The organism is Amycolatopsis sp. NPDC051045 (assembly GCF_040682955.1).
Taxonomy (GTDB): Bacteria; Actinomycetota; Actinomycetes; order Mycobacteriales; family Pseudonocardiaceae; genus Amycolatopsis.
In genome coordinates this window covers 67,235-80,817 of sequence record NZ_JBFBCC010000025.1, presented here as the reverse complement: position 1 = coordinate 80,817, position 13,583 = coordinate 67,235, and the positions used below count along the sequence as shown (strand labels likewise).

Annotated in this window: 11 protein-coding genes; 4 read left to right on the top strand and 7 right to left on the bottom strand. The window is 72.0% G+C overall.

The annotated features are described in order from the left end of the window. Window positions 1-7: 7 nt before the first annotated feature. On the top strand, window positions 8-1,603 hold the full coding sequence (locus AB0M80_RS37625) for a glycoside hydrolase family 13 protein (protein ID WP_364574492.1): 1,596 nt from the start codon (window positions 8-10) through the stop codon (window positions 1,601-1,603). Here the strand turns inward: AB0M80_RS37625 and AB0M80_RS37620 are convergent. Further along, window positions 1,600-2,934 carry a hypothetical protein gene (locus tag AB0M80_RS37620; RefSeq protein WP_364574490.1) on the bottom strand — a complete coding sequence of 445 codons (1,335 nt, stop codon included), beginning with the start codon at window positions 2,932-2,934 and terminating at the stop codon, window positions 1,600-1,602. The two genes, AB0M80_RS37625 and AB0M80_RS37620, sit on opposite strands and share 4 nt — an antisense overlap. A gap of 114 nt (window positions 2,935-3,048) precedes the next feature. Here AB0M80_RS37620 and AB0M80_RS37615 point away from each other — a divergent pair, with 114 nt between their 5' ends. Continuing rightward, window positions 3,049-4,494, top strand: coding sequence for an ABC transporter substrate-binding protein (locus AB0M80_RS37615; protein WP_364574488.1), 1,446 nt, complete (start codon window positions 3,049-3,051; stop codon window positions 4,492-4,494). Between the two features lie 276 nt (window positions 4,495-4,770). Here AB0M80_RS37615 and AB0M80_RS37610 read toward each other — a convergent pair whose 3' ends face one another. Further along, window positions 4,771-5,649 (bottom strand): LysR family transcriptional regulator, encoded by an 879-nt coding sequence (locus AB0M80_RS37610; protein WP_364574486.1) that lies wholly within the window; start codon window positions 5,647-5,649, stop codon window positions 4,771-4,773. Window positions 5,650-5,720: 71 nt separating this feature from the next. Between AB0M80_RS37610 and AB0M80_RS37605 the strand changes: the two genes are divergently transcribed. Continuing rightward, window positions 5,721-6,731, top strand: a complete 1,011-nt coding sequence (locus tag AB0M80_RS37605; RefSeq protein ID WP_364574484.1) for an SDR family oxidoreductase — start codon at window positions 5,721-5,723, stop codon at window positions 6,729-6,731. On the opposite strand, the gene AB0M80_RS37600 is transcribed toward AB0M80_RS37605, so the two are convergent. Then, on the bottom strand, window positions 6,728-7,462 hold the full coding sequence (locus AB0M80_RS37600) for an SDR family oxidoreductase (protein WP_364574482.1): 735 nt from the start codon (window positions 7,460-7,462) through the stop codon (window positions 6,728-6,730). The two genes, AB0M80_RS37605 and AB0M80_RS37600, sit on opposite strands and share 4 nt — an antisense overlap. Before the next feature lie 21 nt (window positions 7,463-7,483). On the opposite strand from AB0M80_RS37600, the gene AB0M80_RS37595 reads away from it, so the two are divergent. After that, entirely contained in the window at window positions 7,484-8,116 is a 633-nt protein-coding gene (locus AB0M80_RS37595) for a class I SAM-dependent methyltransferase (RefSeq protein WP_364574479.1), read from the top strand. Window positions 8,117-8,164: 48 nt separating this feature from the next. Here the strand turns inward: AB0M80_RS37595 and AB0M80_RS37590 are convergent, their stop codons facing one another. The 4 genes from AB0M80_RS37590 to AB0M80_RS37575 all read right to left on the bottom strand — a co-directional run bounded on the left by AB0M80_RS37590 (window position 8,165) and on the right by AB0M80_RS37575 (window position 13,494). Continuing rightward, complete coding sequence (locus tag AB0M80_RS37590) at window positions 8,165-10,075, bottom strand: S8 family serine peptidase (protein ID WP_364574477.1); 1,911 nt, start codon at window positions 10,073-10,075, stop codon at window positions 8,165-8,167. Window positions 10,076-10,222: 147 nt separating this feature from the next. Next, on the bottom strand, window positions 10,223-11,119 hold the full coding sequence (locus tag AB0M80_RS37585) for an NADP-dependent oxidoreductase (protein ID WP_364574475.1): 897 nt from the start codon (window positions 11,117-11,119) through the stop codon (window positions 10,223-10,225). 116 nt (window positions 11,120-11,235) lie between these two features. After that, window positions 11,236-12,627: a dihydrolipoyl dehydrogenase gene (gene lpdA, locus AB0M80_RS37580; RefSeq protein ID WP_364574473.1), complete on the bottom strand. Its 1,392-nt coding sequence runs from the start codon at window positions 12,625-12,627 to the stop codon at window positions 11,236-11,238. Between the two features lie 102 nt (window positions 12,628-12,729). After that, entirely contained in the window at window positions 12,730-13,494 is a 765-nt protein-coding gene (locus AB0M80_RS37575; protein WP_364574471.1) for a lysophospholipid acyltransferase family protein, read from the bottom strand. Between the last annotated feature and the right edge of the window lie 89 nt (window positions 13,495-13,583).

Sequence of the window (13,583 nt, the reverse complement as noted above, 5' to 3'; positions counted from 1 at the left end):
CACTTCCGTGACCGCATCGGGACGACCGGCCACGGCCGGCTGGTGGCGCAGCGCGGCGATCTACCAGGTGTACATCCGCAGCTTCGCGGACGGAAACGGCGACGGCATCGGCGACCTCGCCGGCGTCCGCGCCCGGCTGGGCCACCTGGCCGACCTGGGGATCGACGCGATCTGGTTCACGCCCTGGTACCCGTCGCCGATGGACGACGGCGGCTACGACGTCGCCGACTTCCGCGACATCGAACCGCTCTTCGGCACCCTCTCCGAGGCGGAGGACCTGATCGCCGAGGCCCACGCCCGGGGCATCCGGGTGATCATCGACGTCGTGCCCAACCACTGCTCCGACGAGCACCGCTGGTTCCAGGCCGCGCTGGCCGCGGGCCCGGGTTCGCCGGAGCGGCAGCGGTTCTGGTTCCGGCCCGGCCGCGGACCGGACGGGAGCGAACCGCCGAACAACTGGAAGTCGCGCTTCGGCGGGTCCGCGTGGACCCGCGTACCGGACGGCGAGTGGTACCTGCACCTCTACAGCTCGCGCCAGCCCGACTTCAACTGGGACAACCCGGAGATCCGCACGGAGTTCGAGGACGTGCTGCGCTTCTGGTTCGACCGCGGAGTGGACGGCTTCCGCATCGACGTCGCCGACGGGCTGGTCAAGGACCCGCGGCTGCCCGACGTCGACGACGGCGACGAGACGCCGTTCTCCGACCAGGAGGGCCTGCACGAGATCTACCGGTCGTGGCGCAAGATCGCCGACAGCTACCCGGGCGAGCGCGTGCTGGTCGGCGAGATGTGGCTGCCGGACATGTCGCGGGCCGCGCGCTACCTGCGCCGCGACGAGCTGCACTCGGCGTTCAACTTCGACTTCCTGGTCTGCCCGTGGGACGCCGGGCGCTTCCGGGACGTCATCACCCGCACGCTGCGCGCGCACGACGAGGTCGGCGCGCCGGCGGCGTGGGTGCTGTCGAACCACGACGTCACGCGGCACGTCACCCGCTACGGGCGCCGAGGTGACACGGGGTTCAGCTTCGCGAACCGGCTGCACGAACTGCCGGTGGACCGGGAGCTGGGCACCCGGCGGGCCAGGGCGGCGGCGCTGCTGACGCTGGCCCTGCCCGGCGGTTTGTACGTTTACCAGGGCGAAGAGCTCGGGCTGTGGGAGGTCCTCGACATCCCCGACGAGCTGCGGCAGGACCCGGTGTGGGCCCGCACGAACGGCGCGGACCCCGGCCGCGACGGCTGCCGCGTGCCGATCCCGTGGTCGGGTGACGAGCCGCCGTTCGGCTTCGGCAACGGCGACGCGTGGCTCCCGCAGCCGGCGGAGTGGAAGGCGTACACGGCGGAGGCGGAGGCGGCGGACCCGTCGTCGATGCTGTCGCTCTACCGCGACGGCCTGCGCCTGCGGCGGGACCTCCCCGGCGGCGAGCTGGAGTGGCTTTCCCCGGCCGAGGGGGTGCTGGCGTTCCGGCTCGGGACGGAGTTCACGTTCGCGCTGAACTTCTCGGACTCGCCGGTGCCGCTGCCGGCCGGTGAGATCCTCCTGGCCAGTGGGCCGGTCGGCGGCGGCGAGCTGCCGACCGACACCGCTGTCTGGCTGAGGTCCTAGGCGGTCAGCTGCAGGATGTCTACGCCGCGGGCGTTGTCCGCGACGTAGACATACTTGCCGTGCCAGTACGGCGCCCACGCGCTCGCGTCACCCGGGCGGTAGTAGGCGATCTGCCGCGGGTTCGTCGGGTCGCTGACGTCGAGGAACCGCGTGCCCTGCGCGTAGAACGACTGCACCAGGACCTTGCCGCGGACGTCGAAGTAGTGCGCGGAGCAGTCGTCGGAGGCCGGGTCGCTGCCCTCCTGGCCGTTGACGCTCCACGTACCGACGCTCTGCAGGCGGAACGGCTTCTCCGGCGTCGAGCGCCAGCCCTCACCGTGGTAGGAGCCCGCCAGCGACGAGATCGTCAGGACGCCGTCGCCCGCGCAGCCGTCGACGAAGTTCTCCTCCGTCGCGTAGATCAGGTCCTGGCCGCGCCAGGCGCCGTCGCCGATGCGGTGGCCGGCCGGGTGGAAGCTGTTGTGCATGAACCTCGACGGCGCGGCCGTCTCGGCGATGCCGCCGCCGGCGTACGGGATCGGCTCGTGCGCCGTCGCCCGGCGGAGCTTGTTCGTCAGCGGGTCGCGGTGCACGCCGTTCGTCCAGTAGCCGCGCACCCCGCCGCGCCCCGACACCCACGCCACGCCGCTGGCGTCGACCTGCACGTCGTGCACGTAGTCGGTCTTGCCGTCGTTGCGGGCCAGCTCGATCGGCTCCGGGTCGACCTTCGGGTGCTTCGGGTCGCGGATGTCGGTGACCCAGATCGGCCGGCCACCCCAGTCGGCCGGCTGGTTGTCGGCCTTCGCCGGGCCGCCGGTCCACAGGTAGCGGCAGCCGTCGACGCAGCTGGTGGTGTGGCCGGCCGGCACCTGCACGTAGCTGAGGATCGCCGGGGCGTCGGGGTTCGAGACGTCGACGACGTAGATGCCGGATTCGCCGGTGTGGGTCGTGCCGCCGAACGCCCGCGGGTCCCGGGAGAGGAACACCAGCTTGCGGACCGGGTCGACCTCGGTGTCCTCGGTCTCCCACAGCCCCGGCAGGCTGACCTGCCCGACCAGCTTCGGCGCGGCCGGGTTCTTCGTCAGGTCGTAGACCTTCAGCCCGAACTCGCCGGACACGACCATGACGTCGCGGCGGCCGTAGTCGAGGAAGTTGATCGAGATGGCGCCGGCGGCGTCGGGCACGTTGCCGACCGACCGGACGTTCTTGATCGCCCCCGGATCACCCGCCGTGCGGGCGGCCGGTACCGCGGGCTTGTCGTCCTCGCCACAGGCGGCGGCCGGGAGCCCGGTCGCGACCAGCGTGGCGCTGACGGTGACGGCGGCGAAGCACGACCGCAACCAGGTGCGCACGCGAAACCTCCCAGAACGCTCAGAGCGTGACCACCGAACGGTACGACGGAGATCAACCGGACACAACCGTCTTTGGTTGTCTCCTCACCGGTAGGACACTGGTAGGACTGGCGCATGCGTCTGCTCGTCCTGCTCGCCGCCCTCGCCCTCGCCGTCACCGGCTGCTCCGATCCCGGCCCCGCGCGTCCCGGCGTCCTGTCCGTCGGCATCCGGGAGCCGGCGACGCTGCTGCCCGCCGACCTCGACGACCAGGCGGGCCGGCTGGTGACCGGCGCGCTGTGGACCCCGCTCGCCGACTACGACGCGGCGTCCGGGAAGGTCACCCCGCGAGCGGCGGAGTCGATCGAGAGCACCGACCGGGTGCACTGGACGGTCAAGCTGCGGCCCGCGACGTTCCACGACGGCACCCCGGTCACCGCGCAGTCCTACGTGGATACCTGGCGGGTGATCGCCGGCGAGGGCTGGATCTCCTCCCCGGTGCTCACGAAGCTGTTGCGCGCTCGCGAAATCAAGGCGACGGCCCCGGACACGATCACGCTGACCCTCGACCGGCCGTCCGGCCAAGTGCCCGCGCTGCTCTCGGCACCGGGCCTGGTGCCGCTGCCGGCGTCGGTGCTCGCCTCCCGTGACTGGGACGGCTTCGCCAAAGCGCCGGTCGGCAACGGCCCGTACCGGCTCGACGGCGGGTGGAAGCCCGGCTCGGGTGGCACCCTCAAGCGGGTCGGCCCGGGCCGGGCCGAGGAGATCGAGCTGCGGGTCGGCGAGCCGGCCGCGCAGTACGACGCGGTCAAGGCGGGCACGCTCGACCTCGCGACCGAGGTCCCCGGCGAGCGGCACGAAGCCATGCACGGCGAATTCGGCGACCGCCACGCGTCCTGGGCCCGGCCCGAGGCCGGCTACCTGGCGTTCCCGGTGACGAACCCCCGGTTCGCTGACGCGACGGTCCGCCACGGTTTCGCACTCGGCGTCGACCGCGCGGCCCTGGAAGCCGGTCCGCTCGCCCACCAGGTCGACCCGGCCAAGGCGCTGCTGCCGCCGTCGGCCGCCCCGGGCGAGCGCTCGGGCACCTGCCGCCCGTGCAGCTTCGACGCGGCCGCGGGCAAGGCCCTGCTGCAGCAGGCGGCGTTCCCGGGAGGCGCGACCGTCTACTTCGGACCCGGCGCCGAAGCGTGGACGCGCACCCTGGTGGTCGGGCTGCACAAGGCCCTGGACACTTCCGTGACGGCGCAGGCGGCCCCCGGCACCGGCCCACTCGACGGGCCGTCTGCTTTGGACGTGAAGCCGGCCACGGGGAGCCCGTACGAGCTGCTGTCCCAGCTGGCCGAGGCGTCGGGGTACACCGACACCGTCTTCCGCCAGAACCTGGACCTGGCCGACGCCGCGGCGACCGCGGAGGAGGCGGGCGAGCTGTACCGGCTGGCCGAGAACCAGCTGCTGCGCGACCTGCCGGTGGCCCCGCTCTGGTCGGGCCACGGCCACGCGGTCTGGTCGTCCCGGGTCCACGACGTCACGGCGACGCCGTTCACCGGCCCGGTGCTGGCGGGGATCGGCGTTTCGTGACCTGGGAGGCCGCGCTGCCGGCCGAGGTGACCGAGTTGTTTTCGCACGTCCGCGCGCCGTCGTGGGAGGGGTGGGCGACGGCCCCTCGACGAGCTGGGCGCGCTCGCGCCGGGCGGCCTCCCGCACCTGGGGCCGAAGGTGCCGTTGTTCGCCACGGTCCACGGCACCCCCCAAGGACGAGCAGGACTTCGCGGCCGCGCTCCCGGTGCTCGACCACGCTCAGCGGCGGTGGCTCGCGGAAGCGCCCGAGGCTTCGCACCCCTGGCGAAGCCGCCTCTAAACGGTGGCGTGCGCGGCGAGGGTCTCGATGAACGCCGCGGTCAGCGGGTCCGGCGCCGCGCGGGTGTAGGCGACCAGCGTCCGGCGGACCGGGACGCTCGGCCGCAGCACCCGGCCGTCGAAGCGGGCCGGCAGGACGTTCGCCGGGACCAGTGCGGGGCCGAGGCCCGCCGCGGCGAGGATCGGCGCCGCCGCCGTCTGCTCGGTGCGGACCGCCGCGCGGGGGCGGAACCCCGCCGCCGCGCACGTTGCGTCGACCAGCTCGGCCAGGCCGTTGCCGGGGGCGTAGTGCACCCACGCGCAGTCCGCGAGCGTCGCCAGGTCGACCACGCCGGTGGTGTCGTCCTCGCGGGCGCCGTCGGCCGGGAGCACCACCACGAACTCCTCCACCCCCAGCTCCCGCACCGGCCCGGCCCAGTCGCCGGGCCGCGGGCCGAGTGCCACGTCGGCCTCGCCCGCGGCCATCGCCTCGCGCAGCTCGTCGGCGTGCCGGAACTCGATCAGCCGGACGTCGACCTCGGGCCGGTCGCGCCGCCACACGCGCAGTGCGGGCGGCAGCACGCCGAGGCTCACCGAATACACCGTGGCGACCTGCAGCTCGCCCGCCGTCGTGCCGGACGCGAGCCGGGCGGCGCAGCGCGCGCGTTCGGCGTCCGCCAGCGCCGCCCGCGCGTGCGGCAGCATCGCCCGGCCCATCGGCGTGAGCCGGACGGCGCGAGGCAGCCGCTCGAGCAGTGGTCCGCCGAGGCCGCGCTCCAGGGCCCGCATCTGGTGTGACAACGCCGGCTGCGTCACGTGCAGCTGCTCGGCGGCACGGGTGAACGAACCGGTGTCGACCACCGTGACCAGGTACTCCAGCTGCCGTAGGCTCGCCATGAACACAGCTTATCGACTTGGTGACAAGTAAGCCTTGGACTTATCGCTGCGGCGTCGCCAGCCTGGAGAGCATGGAACGCAAGACAGCTTTGGTCGCCGGGGCCGGCGGCATCATCGGCAAGAACCTCGTGGAGCACCTGCGGGCCGACGGCGGCTGGGACGTCGTGGGCCTCTCCCGCCGGGGCGGGCTCGCCGTCGACCTGCTCGACGCCGCCGACACCCGGGAGAAGCTCGGCGCGCTGACCGGCGTCACGCACCTCTTCTACGCGGCGTACCAAGACCGGCCGACGTGGGCGGAACTCGTGCCGCCGAACCTGGCGATGCTGACCAACCTCGTCGACGCGGTCGAAGCGGCCGCGCCCGGCCTGAAGCACGTCAGCCTGATGCAGGGCTACAAGGTGTACGGCGCGCACCTGGGCCCGTTCAAGACCCCGGCCCGCGAGACGGACGCCGGGCACATGCCGCCCGAGTTCAACGTCGACCAGCAGGAGTTCCTCGAACGGCGTGCGGGGCGGTGGACGTGGTCGGCGATCCGGCCGTCGGTGGTCGGCGGCACCGCGCTGGGCAATCCGATGAACCTGGCGCTGGTGATCGCGGTGTACGCGTCGATTTCGAAGGAACTCGGGTTGCCGCTGCGCTTTCCGGGCAAGCCCGGCGCGTACGACAGCCTGCTGGAGATGACCGACGCGGGCCTGCTGGCGTCGGCGACGGTCTGGGCGACCGGCCACCAAGGCGCGTTCAACATCGCGAACGGCGACCTGTTCCGCTGGCGCGAACTCTGGCCGAAGCTGGCGGCGTACTTCGGGTTGGAGGCCGCGCCGCCGCTGCGGATGTCGCTGGTGGACGTGATGGCGGACAAGGGTCCACTGTGGACTTCGATGGCCGCCCGGCACGGCCTGTCGGCGTCCTACGCGGACGTTTCGGCCTCGTGGGCGTTCGGCGACTTCGTGTTCGGCTGGGACTACGACATGTTCGCGGACACGTCGAAGTCGCGCCGGGCGGGCTTCCACGAGTACGTCGAGACCGAGCAGATGTTCTACCGGCTCTTCGACGAGTTCCGGAAGGCGCGGGTGATCCCCTAGCCGCGGCCGATGAACGGCATGCTCGTCGCGGTGATGGTGAGGAACTGGACGTTGGCGTCGAGCGGCAGCCCGGCCATGTACCGCACGGCGTCGGCCACGTGCCGGACGTCGAAGGTCGGCTCGGCGACGACCCGGCCGTCGGCCTGCGGGATGCCGGCGGCCATCCGCTCGGTCATTTCGGTGGCGGCGTTGCCGATGTCGATCTGGCCGCAGGCGACGTCCCAGGCCCGGCCGTCCAGCGAAATCGACCGGGTCAGCCCCGTGACGGCGTGCTTGGTCGCGGTGTAGGCGACGCTGGCGGGCCGCGGCACGTGGGCGGAGATGGAGCCGTTGTTGACGATCCGGCCGCCGCGCGGGTCCTGGTCCTTCATCAGCCGCACGGCCTGCTGCGCGCAGAGGAACATCCCGGTGAGGTTGACGTCGACCGTCCGCTTCCAGTCCTCGACGGACAGATCCGCGACGGTGCCGCCCGCCGAGATGCCGGCGTTGTTGACCAGCAGGTCGAGCCGCCCCCACCGCTCGCGAACGGCGGCGAACAAGGCGGCGACCTCGTGTTCGTCCGAGACGTCGGTGGGGACGGGCAGCGCGTTTTCGAAGCCGGTGGCGGTCTCGGCGAGCGCATCCTCGCGCCGGCCGGCGAGGGCGACGAGGTAGCCGTCGTCGAGCAGGGCCCGGGCCACGGCCCGCCCGATGCCGGAACCGGCTCCGGTGACCACCGCGGTCTTCGCCATCGGTCCTCCTAGACTGCTCGCATGGGACTTCGCGAAAGCTTCCAGGCCGGGCTGGCCCGGCAACTCGGCCACCCTAACGGCCTGCGCGGGCGCGTCGTCGGCGCGATGCTCAACCGCGGCAACCGCAAGCCGATCACCGAAGCCGTCGCGGCGCTGGGTCTCGCAGGCGGCGAAACGGCCGTCGACATCGGGTTCGGCGGCGGGCTGGGGCTCGCGTTGCTGCTGCGGAAGGCCGGCACGGTACACGGCGTCGAGATCTCCACGACGATGCTGGACCGGGCCCGCCGCACCTTCCGCCGGGAGCTCGCGGCGAACCGGCTGTGGCTGCACGAGGCCCCGATCACCGCGTTGCCCCTCGAAGACGGTTCCGCCGACGCGATCATCACCACGAACACGGTGTACTTCGTCGCCGACCTCGACGGCGCGTTCGCCGAGGTGGCCCGGGTGCTGAAGCCGGGTGGCGCGTTCGTGCTCGGCATCGGCGACCCGGAGACGATGAGCGGATCGCCGCTGTTCACGGAGCACGGCTTCCGCATCCGCCCGGTGGCCGACGTCGAGGCGGCCCTGGCTCGCGCCGGACTGAAGGTGCGCCACCACGAGCGGCTCGGCGGCGGGCAGATCGGCTTCCACCTGCTGGTGACCGGCCGGGAATGACGTAAGCGGGGTCCGGCTCGCGCCGGACCCCCGCTTACGCGAAGCGCCTTACTTCGCCGCCACACCCAGCGCGGCGAGCGCCGGGCCGGCCATGATGACGCCGTTGCCGGTGACCGTGTCGAAGCCCGGGGTGCCCAGGTCGATCGACGAGGACACCAGCGCCGTGCGGATCTGGGCGGGCGTCGCCGTCGGTTTGCCCGAGAGCAGCAGCGCCGCGATGGCCGCCGCGTGGGGGGCCGCCGCCGAGGTTCCGAAGAACGGCTGGAAGCCGGTCACCGAGGTGGCCACGCCGTCCGCCGCGGTGATGTCCGGCTTGCTGCGGGTCGCCCCGCCCGTCGAGGACACGTTGCCCGGGGTGATCGCCGTGCCGTCGGCGTTGTAGAACAGCCGGCGCTTGCCGTCGGAGGAGAACCGCTCCCACTTGCTCGACGCGGTGAACAGGCCGGGGTACGGGCCGGCCGGGTTCGCCGGGTCACCGGTCTCCAGCGGCCGGGTGAACGCGCCCGCGGCCGGGGCCGCCGCCACGCTGAACGCGTTCGCCGCGGCCGAGTGGCCGTTCGTGACGCCGTTGGTGCTGAACGCCTTGAGCGTGCCCGAAGCCACGAAGCGGCCGCGGATCACGTTCAGCGCGATGAACCGGTCGGCGCCGCTGTACTTGACCACCGCGACCTTGAAGCCGGAGCCGCTGGTGGGCACGGACGCGATCTCGTACGGGTTCTGCGAGCCGGACTGCCCGTTCTCGCTGGAAGCCACGACGCTGCCCGACGCGTTCAGGATGAACAGGTCGTAGTCGTTGGCGGACTTGCCCCACGGGTCGGACCAGAACAGCGTCACCGGGCGGCCGAGCGAGCCCGCCGAGAGCGCGTCGAAGTTCTGCGTGGTGCTGCTCGGGTCGAAGTCGTGCGGGGTGCCGGTGACGCCGCTGATCTTCGACGACGAGGCGCGGAAGTCACCCTCGTAGTAGCCGCTGGTGCCGTCGGTCGCGTTGCCCGAGTTGCCGGCCGAGGAGAAGTACAGCGTGCCCGCCGCGGTCACGTCGTTGACCGCCTGCGCGACCTGCGTGTCCTGGAACGGCGACTCGTCGAAGTAGGAGACGTCGTCGACGATGATCTGGCACTTGCCGGTGGTGCGCAGCGCGCGGATGTTCGCGGCGAAGCTCGCTTCGCTGGTGAACGCGGTGGCGAAGCCGAGGGTCGCGTTCGGCGCGAGGTCATGGATGATCTCGAGCATCGCGGTGCCCTCGTCGCCGCTGCCCTGCTGGCCGGACAGGACGTCCACCGCGGGCAGTTCGCCGGCGCTCTGCGACTTGGCCAGGGAGTCGACGCCGTCGGAGAGCACGCAGACCTTGACGCCGGAGCCGCTGACGCCGTAGGTCGCGCGGGCGGCGTCGGCGCCGTGCGCCTTGTCGCCTTCGGACACCTGCGTCGCGGCGGCCTGCGCGGCAGCGGTTCGACCGGCCTGGCGGAAGTCCCGGTTGCCCGGCTCGTTCCACGTGGTGGCCTGCGCGGCGGGCTGCACCTCGGCGACGTCGGCCCGGCCCGCGATCGCGTCCAGCGCCGACAGCGGCAGGTCGGCGCGGACGGCACCGTCCGGCGAGACGGACCGGACGGCGCCGCCCGCCGCCTTGACGGCGTTCGCGACGGCCTGGCCGTGCGCGGCGATGTCCACCGAGACGGTGCCGGCGTTGCTGACGCCGACGCCGGAGCGGTAGTCAGGCAGCTTCGCGGCCAGCGACCGGTCGGCCCGCAACCGCTTCTCGACGACCAGCCGGCTCGATTGCTTGCGTTCCGCGGGGCTCAGGCTCTTCTTGATGTTCTGCAGCGCGTTGATGCCCGCTTCGGTACGCGCGGCCGCCGCGTCCACGGTGGACGGCTGCGCCGCCGAGACCCCCGTCGTCAGCAGCAACGCGCCGACCGTCAGCGGAACCGCGTGCGCGGCGACCCGGCTGAATCTCACCATCGATGTCTCCCTGTGGTACTCGGTCACTCGACCGAATGACACCCAACCGGGTGTAATGGGGAGAATCTAAGTAGTGACCGGTCAGGGGTCCAGCGACCAAAGTCGGGAAGGGCCCACCCGCCCACATGCTGGAACGATCAGGGCCGCTCAGGGAAACGTGAGAACTATTTTTCCCCGGCCGTGCCCGGTCTCGATTTCCCGGTGGGCGGCCGCTGCCTCGGTGAACGGGTAGGTGCGGCGCACGTGGAAGCGCAAGTCACCGTTGACGTAGAGCGCGGCCAATTCGGCGAGACGCGCAGCGGAGCGTCCGGCCTTCGAGACGAGCACGCCGAGTTCCGCGGCCCGGCCGTGGTCGACCAGCGTGAGAATCCGGGTCCGGTCCTTCACCATTTCGAGTGAGAGGTCGAGCGCTTCTCCGCCCGCACCATCGAGCACGACGTCGACCCCCTGCGGCGCGGCGGCCTCGACGCGGTTCTTCAGCCCCTCGCCGTAGACGACGGGCGTGACTCCGAGTTCGCGCAGGTAGTCCTGATTGGACTCACTCGCGGTGCCGATCACGTGAGCGCCCTCGAGTTGCGCGAGCTGGACCGCCGCGGTGCCGACGGAGCCGGCGGCGGCGTGGACGAGCAGCGTCTCGCCCTCGCGCAGCTTCAGCACTTCCAGGGCGATCGACGCGGTCTGCGTGCCCGCGGTGAACCCACCGGCGACTTCCCACGGCATTTCGGGCGGCTTCGGCGTGACGTCGGTGGCGGGGACGACGATGTACTCGGCGGCGGCCTGCACGGCGGTGAAGCCGAGAACTTCGGTACCGGCCTCGAGATCGCCTTCGTCGACCACGCCGGCGAACTCGTTCCCGGGCACGCGCGGCCAGGTCAGGGCCAGACCGGGCGGCTCCCACCCGGCCCGCACGGCAGCGTCGTACGGCTGCACCCCGGCGGCCTTCACCCGCACCCGAACCTGCCCGGGCCCGGCGTGCGGCTCCGGCAGGTCGAGGACGCGGAGCACTTCCGGCCCGCCGAACTCGGTGAACGCTACGGCTTTCATGATTTCCTCCAGTGGCTCGGAGTCAGCTTGGAACTTCGAGTCCACTGGAGGTCAAGGGTGATCGGGGATCGCCGGTGCTCCGCCGCTGGAACGGCCGGAGCTCCGCTTCGACGTCCCTACATGTTGATCATGTGGCCGGCGAGGCCGTGGACGGCTTCCTTCACCGCTTCGCCCAGCGTCGGGTGGGCGTGGACGTTCCTGGCCACCTCGTGCACCGTCAGGTCCCACTGCTGGGCCAGCGTCAGCTCCGGCAGCAGCTCGGTGACGTCCGGGCCGATGAGGTGCCCGCCGATCAGCTCGCCGTGGCGGGCGTCGCTGATCAGCTTCACGAAACCACCCGCGTCACCCAGGCCCTGGGCCTTGCCGTTGGCCGTGAAGGGGAATTTGGCGACGCGCACGTCGAAGCCCTTCTCGCGGGCCTGTTCCTCCGTCCAGCCGAAGCTGGCGATCTGGGGCTGGCAGTACGTCGCGCGCGGGATCATCGGGAAGTCGAGCTCCATCGTCTCCGCGCCCGCGATCGTCTCCGCCGCCACCACGCCCATCGACTCCGACGCGTGCGCCAGCATCAGCTTCGCCGTCACGTCGCCGATCGCGAAGATGTGGTCGACGTTCGTGCGGCCGCGGCCGTCGATCGCGATCGCGCCGCGGTCCGTCAAGGCCACGCCCGTCTTCTCCAGGCCGTAGCCCTCCACCCGGGGCTGGAAGCCGATGGCCTGCATGACCTTGTCGGCGGACAGGACCTGCTGCCCGTTCTTCTCCGACGACACCGTCACCTGCACCGACGCACCGGAGTCGTCGATCGACTCGACGCGGGTCGACGTCAGCACCTTGATGCCGAGCTTGCGGTACCGGCGCGCCAGCTCCGCCGACACCTCGGCGTCCTCCAGCGGCACCATCCGGTCGAGGAATTCGACGATCGTGACGTCGACGCCGTAGTTGTGCAGCACGTAGGCGAACTCGACGCCGATCGCGCCCGCGCCGGCGATCACGATGCTCGACGGCAGCTCGCTCGAGAGGATCTGCTCTTCGTAGGTCACCACGCGGGAGCTGCGCGCGGTGCCGGGCAGCAACCGCGTCGTCGCGCCCGTCGCGATGATGCAGTGGTCGAACGTCACCTGCGAGCCGTTCACCTCGAGGGTGTGGTCGTCGACGAACGTGCCGTGCCCGTCGATTTCGGTGATCTTGTTTTTCTTCATGAGGAAGTGCACGCCCTTGACGCGCCCGTCGGCGACCTTCCGGCTCCGCTCGTACGCGGCCGTGTAGTCGACGCGGATCGGGCTGTCGGAGGAGATGCCGAACGCCTTCGCCTCCTGCGTCACCACGTGCGCCAGCTCGGCGTTGCGCAGCAGGGCCTTCGACGGGATGCACCCGACGTTCAGGCAGACGCCGCCCCAGTACTTCTCCTCGACCACCGCGGTGCTCAGCCCCAGCTGGGACGCGCGGATCGCCGCGACGTAGCCGCCGACCCCGGCCCCCAGCACGACGACATCAAAGTGTTGTGCACTCATACCTCGAATCTACAGCGGCGCGGAGCGCCTCCGCTGAGGGTGGCGGCGGGGAGGAAGGCGGAGGTACCCTTCCCGACCCCTCCGGGCGGGGTGACCCGGGCCTCAGGCGGCGATCGGCGGCTGCTCCCCGCGAAGCGAGACGAGCAGTTCGGTGATCGCGGCCATGATCCGGGCCGTCGCCTCCTCCAGCACCGCCCGGGTCAGCTCGCGGCCGACGAGGTCCGAGAGGTCGACCGGCGGCCCGGCGACCAGCTCCACGGTCTTGCGCGGCAGCGGGCGCGGGAACCGCGCCGTCGACGGCAGCAGGTGGTGGGTGCCCCAGTTGGCCACCGGGATGACCGGGGCACCGGTCTCCAGCGCGGCCCGCACCACCCCGGTCTTGCCGCGCATCGGCCAGCCGCCGGGGTCGTTCGAGAACGTCCCTTCCGGGAAGATCGCGACGCACTCGCCCGCCCGCACGGAGGCGACCAGGTCGCGGTAGGCCTCCGCCGCCGTCGCGGCGCCGCGGTAGACCGGGATGTGGCGCCCCGAGCGCATCACGCGGCCCACGACCGGCAGCTTCCACAGCGAGGCCTTCGCCAGGTACCGCGGCACGCGGCCGGCGGCCAGGCAAAACGCCGTCAGCGTCGTCGGGTCGGCGAACGACAGGTGGTTCGACGCCACCAGCACGCCCCCCGACTTCGGGATGTGGTGCGAGCCCCGCACCCGGAAGCGGGTGGACTGGACGAGGAACTGCCAGACCACCTCGATGGCGAAGCTGTACCAGGCCCCACGGCCGGCGCGGGCGAAGCTCCGGCCGTAGGCGAGCATCTGACGCCGGGTGAGCAGCTCGCCTTCGAGGTCCAGGGCGGTCCAACGGTCGGTCATGGGTGTCATTCGTAGCCCACGACCGACCGGATCGGCTCCCGCCCGCGCCGAACGCGGCGCAGATCACAGCAAAGGAGTCACCTCGGGGG

Excerpts from the sequence above, each read along its gene's own strand:
- AB0M80_RS37595 (WP_364574479.1), top strand. The coding sequence starts at position 7,484 with ATGGGACTTCGCGAAAGCTTCCAGGCCGGGCTGGCCCGGCAACTCGGC.
- AB0M80_RS37615 (WP_364574488.1), top strand. The coding sequence starts at position 3,049 with ATGCGTCTGCTCGTCCTGCTCGCCGCCCTCGCCCTCGCCGTCACCGGC.
- lpdA (WP_364574473.1), bottom strand. The coding sequence starts at position 12,627 with ATGAGTGCACAACACTTTGATGTCGTCGTGCTGGGGGCCGGGGTCGGC.
- AB0M80_RS37585 (WP_364574475.1), bottom strand. The coding sequence starts at position 11,119 with ATGAAAGCCGTAGCGTTCACCGAGTTCGGCGGGCCGGAAGTGCTCCGC.
- AB0M80_RS37575 (WP_364574471.1), bottom strand. The coding sequence starts at position 13,494 with ATGACCGACCGTTGGACCGCCCTGGACCTCGAAGGCGAGCTGCTCACC.
- AB0M80_RS37605 (WP_364574484.1), top strand. The coding sequence starts at position 5,721 with ATGGAACGCAAGACAGCTTTGGTCGCCGGGGCCGGCGGCATCATCGGC.
- AB0M80_RS37590 (WP_364574477.1), bottom strand. The coding sequence starts at position 10,075 with ATGGTGAGATTCAGCCGGGTCGCCGCGCACGCGGTTCCGCTGACGGTC.
- AB0M80_RS37610 (WP_364574486.1), bottom strand. The coding sequence starts at position 5,649 with ATGGCGAGCCTACGGCAGCTGGAGTACCTGGTCACGGTGGTCGACACC.
- AB0M80_RS37600 (WP_364574482.1), bottom strand. The coding sequence starts at position 7,462 with ATGGCGAAGACCGCGGTGGTCACCGGAGCCGGTTCCGGCATCGGGCGG.